The organism is Halothiobacillus sp., from assembly GCF_027346185.1.
Classification (GTDB): domain Bacteria; phylum Pseudomonadota; class Gammaproteobacteria; order Halothiobacillales; family Halothiobacillaceae; genus Halothiobacillus.
Window position 1 is genome coordinate 1 of sequence record NZ_DAIESY010000054.1, and the last position, 13882, is coordinate 13882.

Genomic DNA, 13882 nt, shown 5'->3' on the forward strand with positions numbered 1-13882 from the left:
AAAAAGTCTGCACCAGACGGTGGATGCAGCCCAAGTCAGGCAGCAGGCAACGCCCTCTTTCAAGCCGGCTCCCGATCACATCTGGCGTCATTCCCCCATCGGCAAGGCTGCGCACACTACACCACCCACCCCGCGCTAGGACAACTCAGAAGGGGACATTTCAGCTTTGGAAAAAAGGGGACATTTTAGAATTGGGTTGACAATTTACGCCAGCCTGCGGGAGTGGTGGGGCCGACCCGGTTGCTCGGTCAGGGCTTGAGAACCTCGCGAATCGAGGCGAATGTCCGAGGGTACGGCTTAAGCTTTTGCAGGACGGTCGGCAGTTGGGCCAAGCCTTTACGCGCCGCTTCCGGGGTGGCAAAGTCGCCTGCGGTAACGGTGTACAGCACCTGGTTGTTCTTGGTTTGAGAGAACAGGTGCCAGTCGGTTATGTGTGCACCTGATGTGTGACGTTTGATAAAACCCAGAGCTGCTTTTTCATCATTGAACGCGCCCATCTGGATGACGGCACGGTGCGGCGCCCGTGCGCGGTACCACGCGTTGTCCACACCCTCGACAGCAACGGGTTTAACTGCTGGTTTGGGTTCGCCGGGCTTTGCCACCGGAGCCGGGGGTTTGACCGGTGTTGGTGCAGCTTTTTCTAATGGCTTCGCTGCGGTTGTGGCAGGTTGTCCCGCCAACTTTTGCGACTTGGGTGGAATCAGGTGAGGTGCTTCACTCGCAATGGGGGCGGTTGATTGCTCGACAGGCTTTGTAGCTTCCGTCGGCCGGGTTGCAGGGGCAATTTCTGCTGACGGGGGCGCAACGGCGGCCGGTGGCGTTGCCGGGGCTACAGTGGCTTGGCTAGCCTGTAGATCCGGTGTGCTGACCGGGCCGTCATTCGGCAATGGATTGTCTGTTTGCGCCATTTCGTTGCTGGCCAGTGACGTGGGTGTGCTTGTCGCGGTGGTTTCTGTTGCCAGTGGCAGTGACTGTGGTTTGGCTGGCTGATCGGTCGAGCGAGTGAGCAAGGCAAAGCCACCGAAGGCAACAACGGCTACGCTGATGCCAGCAACGATCAGTAATGCCGGGCTGAACCGCTTGGTTGGTTTGAAGTGATCTGACGTATTGAAACCGCGGCCATCTTCCGGATCGTCGACGAACAGAGATTGGACCGTTGTGGCGGTGGGAGCTTCAGCTGGCGTTTGTTCTGTTGAAGGCGGGGTTTCTCCAAGCAGTTGGCAAGGGTGCATATCACTCTGCATTTCGGAGAGTTCGGGTTCGAGCCGGAGTTGATCGGTCAGGCCGATATCGCCCGTTAACAGGAACAGCAGTTGGTTTGCTGCGAAGTCGTGCGCCGCACGCAGGTAACTGACCATCTCTGACCATTGCGGGGTGTTGAGCCAGACATGGGCATTTTCAATGACGACCAGAACGCGCTCGGATGCCGTAAGCGCTTCGTGAGCAGCGGTGGCCAGTTCTTGTGGGGACTCGATTCCCGGCGAGAGTTGCAACGCTTCAGTGACCAGGGTGATGATCGCCGATGGGGTGGTGGTCGGGCTGGCCCTCAGGCCGAGGATGTCGATGTGATCCGGTAGCTGTTCGTCCAGCAGCTTGACGAATGCCCGTCGTTCCGGTTCGGATGCGCTCTCGACCAAGATGGTCCGGTCGGCGTATTTGATCAGTTGTGTGATCAGATTGGCTTGATCGAGTGCGTGTTGCTGCGCGGTATTCATGAGGGTGTCCATTCAAATCAGAGTCGCAATTAAGAGGCCGTTGCGTGGGTATGTCGTAACGTTTCCATCAGGGTTTCTTCCGGAGCTTTGTCGGTGACGAGCGCCGAACCGAGGCCGTGCATCAGGACCAGTCGAAGTCGACCACTCTGCACTTTCTTGTCACTGTCCATAAGACTGCGGATCGTTTCGACACTGAGCTCGCTCGGGCTTTGTGTCGGCAACCCTGCTGCAGCCACAATGCGATAAACGCGGGCCAGATCAGCGGCACTGATCCATTCGAGCCGATGGGAAAGATCCGCCGCCATGCACATGCCCGCACCCACCGCTTCACCATGCAGCCAGTTGCCGTAGCCCATGCCGGTTTCAATGGCGTGGCCGAAGGTGTGCCCCAGATTGAGCAGGGCACGCAGTCCCCCTTCACGTTCGTCCTGATTGACGATATCGGCCTTGATGGCGCAAGACCGGGTGATGGCATGCTTTAAAGCGGTTTCTTCGCGGACGCGCAGTTTGGCCATATTGGCTTCGATCCAGTCGAGGAAATCCACATCCCAGAGCAGGCCGTATTTAATGATTTCCGCCAGCCCAGCCGACAACTCCCGATCGGGCAGGGTGTCGAGTGTGCGGATGTCCGCTATCACGCAGCGGGGCTGGTAAAACGCGCCGATCATGTTCTTGGCACGGGGGTGATTGACCCCGGTTTTTCCGCCAACGGAGCTATCGACCTGCGAGAGCAGTGTCGTCGGAATTTGGATGAAGGGTACACCGCGCTGGTAGCTGGCGGCGGCGAAGCCGGTGATGTCGCCGATGACGCCGCCACCCAGGGCAATCAGCGTGGCCTGGCGGTCGCAGCGCGCATCTACCAGTGCATCGAAAATCGTGCTGAGTACCTCAAGGGATTTGTACTGCTCGCCATCCGGCAGCACGATCTGTTCGACTTTCTTGAATGCCCGCAGCCCAGCTATCAGCGTGTCGGCATAGAGCGGTGCGACCGTGGTGTTGGATACGACTACGGCTGTATCGCCCAGAATGTGTCGAGCCAATAGCTCGGGCTGCTTGAGCAAATCAACCCCGATGTAGATTGGATAACTGCGATCGGCCAGATCAACAACCAGGGGAGCGGTGTTCATTAACGCGGTAGCCGTATCGGGCATGGGATCACCTTCATTCATGGAGACAGTGAGTTGGACGAGTACGATACAGTCCTCAAGGTATGGACTATATCAGGAAGATGCAGGACGCGGCAGCCGCATCATAGCGACGTCGAGCGGCATTATTTACGTTCGACCGGCATCCAGCCGCTGGACCCTTTCAAGAGTTGCAGGCGCGTGAGATAGATTTGCGTCTGGCCTTGCTTGAAATTACCGAACTGCAACATCAGGCCAATTTGCCCGACGGTCCCCAGCAGACTGCTGGCTGAGTCGGCGTTTTGCAGTGATTTGGCAACCTGTTCTGCGCTCTGTTTGAAGGCCAGTGTGGCGGTGACGTCGACTGTCCATTGGTGGTTCAGCTCGGCAGCGTTGAGGGAGTCAATGCGTTCGACCACGATGACTTTGCCGGATGGATCGAGTTGATCTTGCAGAATCTGTCGCACGGAGTCTTTATCGGGGCCGTTATTGAACAGGCAACCTCCAAGAGCTAAAAGTACCAACAGAAAGAGACTACGCGTTAAAAAGCTCAGTGGTCGCAAGGCGAAGGCTCCTAAAAGAGTATGGACTTGGGTATTGAACAGGGTGGGATGGAATCTCGAAGCCGGGTTACAGGCCAACTGGCCGCGGAATGCCGGCCTTGAGGTTGTCCCAATGTGCCCAGTTCTGGCTTCCGGGCGGCATTTGCACATAAAACCCGAGCGTCGACAGATAGTGGCGAACCGTGGCCGCATCCGTCCTGGCCAGAGCCCGATCCACGCTCAAATCCAGATGCATGACTTCTTCCAGTCGGCCAAAAGGTGCCCGTATTGTCGCGTCCAGCGTGTCCGGCAAGGTGCCCTTGGGCAGAAACAGGTACAAATCGGCTTTTTTCAGGCTTTTGTAGATAGTGCAGTGCATGTTGGTCTATTTCAGTGGTGAACGAGGCCAAGTTTATCCCAAATGCAGCGCAAACCGATTTTTCGTGCGAGGATGCGCAGCATGAATATCTCCTGGTTAACCCCTTTTCGCCGTGTCCTGACCTCTCGAACCGAGCTCGCGGTTCTGTTGCTGGGGTTTTCCTCGGGACTGCCTTTCCTGTTGAGTTCCGGTACCTTGCAAGCCTGGTTGACGGTGAGTCACATCAGCACGTCCACGATCGGCTTGTTTGCGCTGGTCGGGTTGCCCTACACGCTCAAGTTTCTCTGGGCGCCGTTGCTCGATTGGTACAGCATCCGCTGGCTGGGGCGACGTCGAAGCTGGATGTTGCTGGCGCAAGTAGCCATTGCATTGACTCTGCTGGCCATGGCAATCACGAAACCAGAAAGCCAGATCTGGCCGTTCGCTCTTTTGGCTTTGATGTTGGCAACGTTCTCTGCCACGCAGGATATCGCCATTGATGCGTGGCGAACCGACACACTCAGCCCCGAAGAGCGTGGTTTCGGTGCGGCATTGTTTGTCATGGCCTATCGCCTCGGGATGCTGGCGGCCGGCAGTCTGGCGATGATCTTTGCCCAATTTTTCGGTTGGCCGCTCACCTACACGGCGATGGCCGTTTTCATGGGTATCGGCATCGTCGCCACCTTGATTGCCCCGGAGAAAAACACCCTGGAATTGGCGCCACCGAGCCTGCTGGCAGCGGTGGTCGAGCCTCTGCGGGAGTTATTCGGGCGACGCGAAGCCTGGGCCTTGCTGGCGCTGATTGTGCTGTACAAATTCGGTGATGCCTTTGCCAGCGCGCTTTCAACCACGTTCCTTATTCGTGGTGCCGGTTTCAGCCTCGCCGAGATCGGCCTGATCAATAACGGTCTGGGGTTGGTTATCACCCTCGTCGGCGGTTTGTTCGGCGGTTTGTGGATGATCAAGCTGGGCCTGTTCCGCTCACTGATGGTGTTCGGTGTCCTGCAGGCGGTGACTAACTTGGGTTACGCCCTGCTGGCGGTGGCGCCCAGTCTGGAATTGATGGTGCCGGTCATCGCGCTGGAACATTTCACGGGCGGGCTCGGTACGGCGGCCTTTGTGGCCTTGTTGATGGCGGCTTGTGACATCCGTTATTCCGCCACGCAGTTTGCGCTGTTGTCGGCGATTGCCAGCTTGGGGCGCGTATACCTCGGGCCGGTTGCGGGGTTGACGGTAACCGCCTTGGGGTGGCCCAGTTTTTTTGTGCTGACTTTTATCGCCGCTTTGCCCGGGCTTTGGTTATTATTCAAACTTAGGGCGATGATCCAGCAAATGGATCGTTCGCCGAATTAACCCGGGAGGGTGTGCTATGCGTTTGAGAAATCAGGTTTTAATGGCCGTTTTGGCCAGTATGTTCAGCGTGAGTGTCGACAGCACGGTTGCGCGTGCCGACCCGCCACCTTGGGCTGGCGGACAGGATCGATCGGATAAACATCACGATGACGATCATGATCGCGGCGATGATCGTCGTGGCGAGCGAGCGGATCGTGGGCACGATCACTACCAAATCACCACTCGAGAGCAGTACTACATCACGGATTGGTATCGTCGCCACGGGCACGGTGCGCATCGTTTGCCTCCGGGACAGGCCAAAAAACTCTATCGCGGCGCGCCGTGGCCACCGCCGTATGCCTATGCCCCACTGCCTTACGAGGTTGTGCGCGGGCTGCAGCCATTGCCGCCCGGATACCGTTATTATCAGGTCGGTGCCGACGTGGTGATCGCCAATTTGGCCGGACAGGTTGTCGCCGATGTGGTGTACGACTTGCTAAACCGTTAAGCTCCGCATCCTGTCTTCCTTGTACTATGGCCAGTAGCTTTTGAATATGACCGAGCAATCTTCCCGCCCTGCTGCTGATGCGGCTGATCAATCCCCATTCCGCGATCTGGCTCTTGATCAGACCGGCTCCGTGGCATCGGCGCCGGACGCTACTGTATCGGCAGAGGCTGATGTGACATCTGAAACACCCGTGGAACATGCGATCGAGCCGAGCGCTGACCAGATGCCGGCAGGGTTGGAGCAGACGGATTCGGAGCCCACAGATTCTGAACAAAAGACGGATAAACCCGCCAAAAAGCGGGTTCCTCCGCAGGAAGTCATCGCCCGCCTAGTTGCGGCCTGGCCTTCGGCTTTCTTTGCGGAGCCGCGCTCGGTCAAGCCACTGACAATCGGTGTGTTGCAGCAGATTCTGGCGAATCGTCCGGCTGAACTTGATGGCTTGAACAGCCACGCGATTCGCACGGGCATCAAATTTTATACATCCCGGTTGTCGTACCACTACGGCATGGTGCACAACACGCACCGCATCACGCTCGCCGGAGAACCTGCCGAGGAAGTGGACGACAAGGCTCGCGAATTTGCCAAAGCCCAGATCGTTGCGATCAAGCAACAACGAGAAGCGCGCCAAAAAGCAAGCCAAGAAGAAAACAAGGCTGCGCAGAATCCGGCAGATGCCGCCTCGGGTGAGCAATCTACAGATGAGTCCACAGAGGGCAAGAAGCCGCCCCGTGCCAAGCAGGCCCGCAAACCGCGTCCTGCCACTGGAAGCGAAGGAAAAGGGCGTGATGCAGATGCTGGCGCATCATCAGGGCAGCGCCCGCGCCGTCCGCGCCGGGATCAGGCGCGCCCTCCGCGATCAGACAAACCGGTGGCTCCCGGTACTCAGGCTGCGGCACCCGCAACCGAGAACCTGAGTATGGAAGAGAAGCTCGCCCGTCTGGCCCAGCACTTCGGCAAGCCCGGTTGAGAGCCCGGTTAACATTCAGATTAGATCGATAACAGACCGCTGTATTCAATCAGACCCTTTAAGGAACCCCCTGCCATGATGGCTTCAACCGCCCTTTCGATCATCCTGCCCGCCAAGAATGAAGTCGGGGCGGTGGGAGATACCGTCAGTCGGATTCGTCAGGCCTTTCCCGATGCAGAAATTCTCGTGGTCAACGATGGCTCGACCGATGATACGGCCCAAGTGGCAGAAGCGGCTGGGGCACGGGTCATCACGCATCCCTACAGTGTGGGCAATGGCGCGGCCATCAAAACCGGCGCGCGTCACGCGACCGGCGAGGTGCTGGTGTTCATGGATGCCGATGGTCAACACGATCCGGCGGACATTCCCCGTTTGCTTGCCCGGCTCGGCGACGGGTTGGACATGGTGGTGGGCGCGCGCCAATCCGGTTCACAGGCCAGCGTGGGTCGTGGTTTGGCCAACCGCTTCTACAATGCGCTGGCTTCCTGGATGACCGGTCAGAAGATCGAAGATCTGACTTCCGGCTTTCGCGCCGTGCGCGCCGATAAATTCCGTGAATTTCTCTATTTGTTGCCCAACGGGTTCTCCTACCCCACCACCTGCACAATGGCGTTCTTCCGCGCCGGCTATGGTGTGGCCTATGTCCCGATCATGGCAGCCCAGCGGATTGGCAAAAGCCATATTCGGCCCGTCAAGGATGGCATCCGTTTTTTGCTGATCATCTTCAAGATCGGCACCCTGTACTCCCCCCTCAAATTGTTCCTGCCGGTTTCCCTGCTGCATTTCATTGTCGGACTGGGCTATTACCTGTACACCTACAGTGAATTCAATCGCTTGTCGCTGGCATCGGTGTTTTTGTGGAGCGCAGCGGTCACCATTTTTCTGATTGGTCTTGTTTCCGAGCAGATCACGCAGTTGATGTACAAGGACAGCGGCAATCGGCCCGATTCCCGGCACGAATAGCCTGTCAAAAAAGGCACTTCCGCCCTTTTCCCAATCACCCCGTTTTTTCTGCCCGCTCTCATCAGGCTGCCCGTATGATTTCTGTAACGGAATTTCATCGTTGATCGAACTACACTCAGAGCACGAACAAATACGTGGGAAACGAGTCATGTTTCAAAGCAGTCGAAAGCAGATCTGGAAAAAGTTAGGTTTATTGATCGGAGGGATTGTATTCATGGCAAGCAATGTTTACGCGGCCGATACTGGCGCAGGTCAAACGCGCCCCGCGGCCACCGACTCAATCGTATTGGGTTTGGGCTGCTTCTGGGGTGCGGAAAAGCGCATGTCGGAAATCCCCGGTGTGGTGGATGTCGAATCCGGCTATGCGGGCGGTGACAAGGCGCGGGTTGGCTATCGCGAGATTCTGAACGACGAGCAGGCCATCCGCCGGGGGGCGCTCGATGAGCGGAATCACGCCGAAGTCATCAAGGTCACTTTTGATCCGGCCAAGGTGAGCCTGAAAACCATCCTGATCAAATTCTGGGAAAACCATGACCCTACACAGGGTGATCGTCAGGGTAACGATGTCGGCAGCAACTACCGCAGCGTGATTTATTACCATGACGACGCGCAAAAGGCGGTCGCACTGGAAACGCGAGACGCGTATCAATCAGCCCTGACGCGTGCCGGACGCGGCACGATCACCACCGAGATTGCACCGTTGCGTAATTACAATACCGCCGAGGAGTACCATCAGGACTACCTCAAGAAAAACCCGAACGGCTACTGTGGTCTGGGGGGTACCGGCGTGGCCTATCCCGGCAGTGATCAGGCCGCTTCTGTCCCGGCGCCGCAACTGGTTGCGGCGGATTTGAATGCCGATCGTCAACTGATCGTGTTTGAAGCGCATGATTGCCCGTTCTGCGCCCAGTTCAAGAAAGACGTGCTGGCCGATTGGCGTTCGCCTGTGCCGGTCGTCGCCACGCTCAACCCCAATCCGCCCAAGGGCTGGACGCTGGAGAAAGCCCTGTTTGCCACGCCCACCATCGTGCTGTTCGAGCAGGGCAAGGAAGTATCCCGATACACCGGCTACAACGGCGACAAAGACCGATTCTGGAAATGGCTCGGCTTTCACCTGTTAACGCCGGAACAACAGAAAATCGCCTTTGAGCAAGGCACCGAGCGACCAGGAACCGGCTCGCATCTGGACGAAAAACGCCCCGGCACCTTCGTGGATCCGATTACCGGTGCGCCCTTGTTCCGAAGCGACACCAAATTCAACAGCGGCACCGGTTGGCCGAGTTTCTTCAACCCCCTACCGGGCGCCATCGAGCTCAGAGAGGACAATGCTTACGGCATGCACCGTGTCGAGGTGATCAGTGCCAGCTCGGGCATCCATTTGGGCCACGTTTTCGACGATGGCCCGCCACCAACCGGCAAACGCTACTGCATCAATGGTGATGTACTGAATTTCGTACCGGATTAGCTATCTGGTTCCGGGGCCAAACGCAGTAAGATAAGCGGCACTTCTTGTATGTGCCCTGATTTTTTACTGTGAAGATTTCATGTCTAAATTATTGTTCTGGATCGTCATCATTCTCGGGATTGTCGGTTACGTGGTATACAAACGTCGTGCACGCACGGTACCGCGATTGCCACGCGACAAGCCGCTCGACACCTTCGAGACGATCCGCTGTGCCGAATGCGGCGTGTTCACGGCAAAAAACAAGGCGGTGATGCGCGATGGCCACTCTTTTTGCAGTTGGGAGCATGCCCAGAAATGGCATGATCGGCATTCCTCAAGCGATCATTCGTGATTCGCGAACTCATGACCCGACATCAATGATCGAGGCCCAATGATTCATACTCGCCCCAATACCAGATCTGGTTCCGAAGCCGACAACTGGCGGGGTATTCGTCTCGTCAATGCCTACCGTGTTTTTCTTGCCTTTGCGCTCGTCGCCGCCTCCATTTCCGGCCGGGGACCACAGGTTTTCGGGCAGCAGGATCCCTACCTGTTCGGTTTTGTCGCCTGGGGTTATCTTGTCCTCGCTATGGGTTTCGAGTTCCTGCTCGAACTGCATGTCCTGCCTTTCCGTCCGCAGGCGCATTTGCACGCGTTCGGTGACATCATTGTTCTGGTGTTGGTGATGCACGCATCGGGTGGCCCTGGTGGCGGCATTGCCCTGTTGATGATTATCGCGGTCGGCCTGTCGGCGGTCTTATTGGGCGCCACGGCCGCTATGGGCTACGCCGCCTTGGCCAGCATCATGGTGCTGGGCGAGACGATGGTTTCCTCTCTGGTCGATCACGAAGAACGTCAGTTCGCGGCGGCGGGATTTCTCGGCTTTGCCCTGTTCGTGGTGGCGATTCTGGTAGCGACTTTCGAGCAACGCGTCCAAAGGATGGAGCGCCTGAGTCAGCGCAAAGAAGAGGAAATTCATTACCTGTCTACTTTGGCTGTTCAGATCATCGAGCGCTCATCAAATGGCATTTTGATCAGTGATCCGGCCGGAGAGGTGGACTATATCAACACAGCAGCGCGGCAGTTGCTGGCGGCGCGCCGGCAGGGTGATGTTCGCAAAACGGTGGGGAAATTTCCGGTAAAAATGCGCTTGAGGGATGTGCACCCCGCGCTTGTGGGGGCCCTGCAGGATTGGTATGACGGGCGAAACAGCGGCAGCATCGAGTGTGATGAACCGCTCCGATTCCGGGCGGAGTTCCATCCGCTGGAAACCGGGCTCGGGCAGCGGGCCTTGGTGATTCTGGTCGATTTGTCCGTGGAAGACGCCCGTGTGCAGGAGAGCAAGCTGGCCTCGCTGGGCCGGTTGACGGCGAGCATCGCCCATGAGGTGCGCAACCCGCTGTCGTCCATTCGCCAGGCCAGCGAGTTGCTAGCCGACTCCACCTCGGATGAGGAACGCGCCGAACTGATCCCGATCATTATCCGTCACAGTGCACGAATCAACACGTTGGTCGAAGGGGTGCTGGATGTGGCACGCAAGCCGCAGGTTCAGCCGGTCCGGATTAATTTTGCCCAATGGCTGCACGAGTTTGTCAAACTGCACCGGCTTTACTGGGAAGCAAATTCGGTGATCTGGCAGGCGCCTGAACAGGCAGATGCCGACTGTGCACTGACTTTTGATGCGGCTCACTTGTGGCAGATCATGGATAATCTTGTTACCAATGCCGTACGGCATGGACGCAGTGCCGATGGTATGGTCTATTTGAACCTGACTTGCGATATCGACACAGAGGAAACCGTGGTGCTCCGGATTTGTGATCGTGGCCCTGGCCTTTGTGATGCGGCCGCCCGTTCGCTGTTCGAGCCGTTTTTCACTACCCATGTCGAAGGGGTGGGGCTGGGATTGTATGTCAGCCGAGAGCTTGCTTTGTCCAACGGCGCACAGCTTTTTGTCGAAGCGGCGGTAAAGGGTGCGGCTGCCGATGCGCACGGCACCTGCTTTGTGCTCCGTTGTCCGCGCGCTGTATGATGGCGCTTCATGAACCGGGATTTTGTTTATGACCGCCTGCTTGATCGTTGACGATGAACTGGACATCCGCACGCTAATCGCTTTGTCGCTCCGCCGCGAAGGCGTGACCTGTCATCTGGCCGCCGATCTGGCCAGCGCGCGTGCTCAATTGGCCGAGCTGGGCCACATACTCAATTTTTGTTTGACCGACATGCACCTGCCCGATGGCGATGGGCTGGATCTGCTCGATGAGATACGCCAGCGGTTTCCTGACTTGCCCGTGGCGGTGATCACGGCGCATGGACAGGTTGATGCCGCTGTTCGTGCACTCAAGGCCGGTGCCTTCGATTTCGTGTCCAAGCCGATCGAGCAGCTGGTGCTCAAGCGACTTCTGCGAGACGCACTCAAGGCGAACCCGCCGGACACGCAATTCACGGCAACAGAACCAAACGGTGCACAAGAGGATGCCGTGCCTGGGGATGATCGGCCGATATCCTCAGCGCGGGGGGAGGGCGCACCATCCCTGATCGGTCCGTCGCGTACCATGCAGCAGTTGCGCGAGACGATTCAAAAGGTCGCCCGCTCACAGGCGCCGGTGTTCATCTGTGGCGAGTCCGGCACGGGCAAGGAATTGGTGGCACGTCAGATTCATGCCTTCAGCGGTCGGGCCGATGGCCCCTTTATCCCGGTCAACTGTGGCGCCATCCCGGCTGAATTGATCGAGAGCGAATTGTTCGGCCACAAAAAGGGGGCCTTTACAGGAGCACATAGGGCGCATGAAGGGCTTTTCCGCGCGGCGGAAGGTGGGAGCCTGTTTCTGGACGAGGTTGCCGACCTGCCTTTGGGTTTGCAGGTCAAGCTCCTGCGCGCCATTCAGGAGCGCAAGGTGCGCCCCGTTGGTGAATCAGCCGAAATACCCATCGATGTCCGCATCATCTCAGCATCGCATCAGGACCTCAACGCGGCGGTGCGCGACGGACAATTTCGTCACGACCTGTTTTACCGCCTTAATGTGATCGAGCTGCGCGTCCCCCCCCTGCGCGCGCGCCTGGAGGATTTGCCCGCGCTCTGTGCCCATATTCTGGATAAACTGGCCGAGCGGGAACGCCGCCGCCCACCCCGTCTGACAACAGAGGCCTTGCACTGGTTGGCTCAGCAGCCATTTGAAGGTAATGTCCGGGCATTGGAAAATCTGTTGGAGCGCGGGGTTGCGCTGACCGATGGTGATCTGCTCGGCGTCTCTGCCTTAACCGATCCCGGCGCATACACTCCTTCGATCGAGCAGGTTGCCCGGCCTGCGTTTCAGGCTGCCAGTGTGTCCACGAGCTGGGCCGTCACTCCGCCCAGCAGCGCGCTGGAAGCCGAAGAACAGCGCCAAGTGTTGAATGCGTTGGAGATGACCCGGTGGAATCGCAGCGAGGCGGCCAGGCAATTGGGCCTGAGTTTGCGGCAACTGCGCTATCGGTTGTCCAAATGGGGCGTCGAATAGCCGGCGACTGGGCTACGTTTTCGAACCGCTGCACTGTTGAGCCCAAAGCTTATGCCCCTTACGGGCCGTTTTTCATGCCGACGGTCGCTGTCGGCGTGTTATGGCGTTCGGCACGCGAGGCAGGGAAGGTGACCCGGAACACACTGCCCTGGCTGATCTGGCTTGTGATATCGAGTTTGGCCTCGTGTCTCAGGATCACGTGCTTGACGATCGCCAGGCCGAGCCCCGTACCGCCGCGTGAGCGTGATCGCGCCACATCAATGCGGTAGAAGCGTTCGGTCAGTCGGGGAATATGCCGTGGCTCGATGCCGATGCCGGTGTCCTCCACTTCAAAAACGGGTTGGTTTTTTTCGTTTTGCTGCCAGCGAATGGTGATTGTTCCTCCGCCGGGGGTGTATTTGACGGCGTTGAAGACCAGATTAGACAAGGCTGAGTGCAGCTCTCGCATGATGCCGACCAGCCATAGCCCCGGGTCTACTTCCAGCAGAATCTGATGCTGTTCTGCGCCGGAGAGCAATTGTGCGTCGTGAGCGACGGTTTCGAGCAGACTGCGCATGTCGATGGACTCGAAATACTCCTCGTCGGGGCGAGAGGTTTCCAGTCGCGAAAGCAGCAACAGATCTTCGACGATGCGACGCATACGCTCCGATTGTTGGTGCATGTTGGTAAGAATGCGGAACATTTCACCCTGCGTATCTTCCTCGCTGTCGAGCAGCGTTTCGAGATAGCCCGCCAGCACGGTCAATGGTGTGCGCAATTCATGCGACACGTTGGCCACGAAATCCTGCCGCACGCCCTGAAGACGATAGAGCGCCGTCACGTCCCGACCGATCAGCAAGCTGCGATCCTCGCCATAGGGCTCCATGCGCAGATTCAGCGCCCGCTGCTCATCGCCCGGAGACTGGAATTCCAGCACACGCCCCGAAGCGCCTTCCCCCAGCCAATTCACGAATGTGGGATCGCGTATCAAATTGTCGATACGCAGGCCCACATCGTTCTGCGTCAGATTCAGCAGATCGCAGGCGGCATCGTTCAGCCACTCGATTTCACGCAACGGGGTCAGCACCACCATCGCATCGGGTACCGACATGGCGGAGCGATGGTAGCGCTTCAATAAATCGACCAGCTTGCGTTGTCGCCGAACCCAAGAGGCGCGTACACGGCGCTGACGATCCTGAATCAGGCCGGTCAGCCCATAGGTTGTGTGACTGGTGAACCGACGCCGGACACTGCGCGCCAGGCGCATCAGCCGATACAGCAGTGAGAGGGCGTAGCAACCTAGCGTGAGCGCGACGGCCCAACTGATTGCGCCACCAAACATGAATAAAATCCCACCCGGCAAAGCCGAGAGCAGAAGCATCATGAATTCCTGCCGCCAGCGTGCGGCGTTCAGGCGCCATATCCGGTCTTGGTGCCTGTATCGGGCTGTGGG

At 58.0% G+C, this 13882-nt stretch carries 13 protein-coding genes; 8 read left to right on the forward strand and 5 right to left on the reverse strand.

What is annotated here, in order from left to right; translation table 11 throughout:
* Nucleotides 1–248: 248 nt before the first annotated feature.
* The 4 genes from M7R55_RS04135 to M7R55_RS04150 form a co-directional block, all read right to left on the reverse strand.
* Nucleotides 249–1715 carry an SPOR domain-containing protein gene (locus M7R55_RS04135; RefSeq protein ID WP_298218762.1) on the reverse strand — a complete coding sequence of 489 codons (1467 nt, stop codon included), beginning with the start codon at nt 1713–1715 and terminating at the stop codon, nt 249–251.
* A gap of 29 nt (nt 1716–1744) precedes the next feature.
* Nucleotides 1745–2866: a 3-dehydroquinate synthase gene (aroB, locus tag M7R55_RS04140; protein WP_298218764.1), complete on the reverse strand. Its 1122-nt coding sequence runs from the start codon at nt 2864–2866 to the stop codon at nt 1745–1747.
* Between the two features lie 119 nt (nt 2867–2985).
* Nucleotides 2986–3402 carry a hypothetical protein gene (locus M7R55_RS04145; protein WP_298218766.1) on the reverse strand — a complete coding sequence of 139 codons (417 nt, stop codon included), beginning with the start codon at nt 3400–3402 and terminating at the stop codon, nt 2986–2988.
* 67 nt (nt 3403–3469) lie between these two features.
* Complete coding sequence (locus tag M7R55_RS04150) at nt 3470–3760, reverse strand: YcgL domain-containing protein (RefSeq protein WP_298218768.1); 291 nt, start codon at nt 3758–3760, stop codon at nt 3470–3472.
* Between the two features lie 81 nt (nt 3761–3841).
* Between M7R55_RS04150 and M7R55_RS04155 the strand changes: the two genes are divergently transcribed.
* The 8 genes from M7R55_RS04155 to M7R55_RS04190 all read left to right on the forward strand — a co-directional run bounded on the left by M7R55_RS04155 (nt 3842) and on the right by M7R55_RS04190 (nt 12450).
* Nucleotides 3842–5092, forward strand: coding sequence for an MFS transporter (locus M7R55_RS04155; protein WP_298218770.1), 1251 nt, complete (start codon nt 3842–3844; stop codon nt 5090–5092).
* Nucleotides 5093–5108: 16 nt separating this feature from the next.
* Entirely contained in the window at nt 5109–5579 is a 471-nt protein-coding gene (locus M7R55_RS04160; RefSeq protein ID WP_298218772.1) for a hypothetical protein, read from the forward strand.
* 46 nt (nt 5580–5625) lie between these two features.
* The gene (locus M7R55_RS04165) at nt 5626–6546 is read left to right on the forward strand and encodes a ProQ/FinO family protein (RefSeq protein WP_298218774.1); all 921 of its coding nucleotides are present in this window, start codon (nt 5626–5628) and stop codon (nt 6544–6546) included.
* 75 nt (nt 6547–6621) lie between these two features.
* Nucleotides 6622–7509 carry a glycosyltransferase family 2 protein gene (locus M7R55_RS04170; protein ID WP_298218776.1) on the forward strand — a complete coding sequence of 296 codons (888 nt, stop codon included), beginning with the start codon at nt 6622–6624 and terminating at the stop codon, nt 7507–7509.
* A gap of 214 nt (nt 7510–7723) precedes the next feature.
* The gene (msrA, locus tag M7R55_RS04175) at nt 7724–8974 is read left to right on the forward strand and encodes a peptide-methionine (S)-S-oxide reductase MsrA (protein ID WP_298218778.1); all 1251 of its coding nucleotides are present in this window, start codon (nt 7724–7726) and stop codon (nt 8972–8974) included.
* Nucleotides 8975–9053: 79 nt separating this feature from the next.
* Nucleotides 9054–9305 carry a PP0621 family protein gene (locus M7R55_RS04180; RefSeq protein WP_298218780.1) on the forward strand — a complete coding sequence of 84 codons (252 nt, stop codon included), beginning with the start codon at nt 9054–9056 and terminating at the stop codon, nt 9303–9305.
* A 39-nt stretch (nt 9306–9344) separates the two neighbouring features.
* A complete protein-coding gene (locus tag M7R55_RS04185) occupies nt 9345–10982 on the forward strand; it encodes a HAMP domain-containing sensor histidine kinase (RefSeq protein ID WP_298218782.1) in 1638 nt (545 codons plus the stop codon).
* 28 nt (nt 10983–11010) lie between these two features.
* The gene (locus M7R55_RS04190; protein WP_298218784.1) at nt 11011–12450 is read left to right on the forward strand and encodes a sigma-54 dependent transcriptional regulator; all 1440 of its coding nucleotides are present in this window, start codon (nt 11011–11013) and stop codon (nt 12448–12450) included.
* A gap of 58 nt (nt 12451–12508) precedes the next feature.
* Here the strand turns inward: M7R55_RS04190 and phoR are convergent, their stop codons facing one another.
* Complete coding sequence (gene phoR, locus M7R55_RS04195; RefSeq protein WP_298218786.1) at nt 12509–13813, reverse strand: phosphate regulon sensor histidine kinase PhoR; 1305 nt, start codon at nt 13811–13813, stop codon at nt 12509–12511.
* Nucleotides 13814–13882 lie beyond the last annotated feature (69 nt).

Bases quoted from the DNA above. Each gene is read 5' to 3' on its own strand.
- M7R55_RS04155 (WP_298218770.1), top strand. From the start codon at position 3,842: ATGAATATCTCCTGGTTAACCCCTTTTCGCCGTGTCCTGACCTCTCGA.
- M7R55_RS04185 (WP_298218782.1), top strand. From the start codon at position 9,345: ATGATTCATACTCGCCCCAATACCAGATCTGGTTCCGAAGCCGACAAC.
- M7R55_RS04165 (WP_298218774.1), top strand. From the start codon at position 5,626: ATGACCGAGCAATCTTCCCGCCCTGCTGCTGATGCGGCTGATCAATCC.
- M7R55_RS04150 (WP_298218768.1), bottom strand. From the start codon at position 3,760: ATGCACTGCACTATCTACAAAAGCCTGAAAAAAGCCGATTTGTACCTG.
- M7R55_RS04170 (WP_298218776.1), top strand. From the start codon at position 6,622: ATGATGGCTTCAACCGCCCTTTCGATCATCCTGCCCGCCAAGAATGAA.
- M7R55_RS04180 (WP_298218780.1), top strand. From the start codon at position 9,054: ATGTCTAAATTATTGTTCTGGATCGTCATCATTCTCGGGATTGTCGGT.
- aroB (WP_298218764.1), bottom strand. From the start codon at position 2,866: ATGCCCGATACGGCTACCGCGTTAATGAACACCGCTCCCCTGGTTGTT.
- M7R55_RS04135 (WP_298218762.1), bottom strand. From the start codon at position 1,715: ATGAATACCGCGCAGCAACACGCACTCGATCAAGCCAATCTGATCACA.
- M7R55_RS04190 (WP_298218784.1), top strand. From the start codon at position 11,011: ATGACCGCCTGCTTGATCGTTGACGATGAACTGGACATCCGCACGCTA.
- msrA (WP_298218778.1), top strand. From the start codon at position 7,724: ATGGCAAGCAATGTTTACGCGGCCGATACTGGCGCAGGTCAAACGCGC.
- M7R55_RS04160 (WP_298218772.1), top strand. From the start codon at position 5,109: ATGCGTTTGAGAAATCAGGTTTTAATGGCCGTTTTGGCCAGTATGTTC.
- phoR (WP_298218786.1), bottom strand. From the start codon at position 13,813: ATGATGCTTCTGCTCTCGGCTTTGCCGGGTGGGATTTTATTCATGTTT.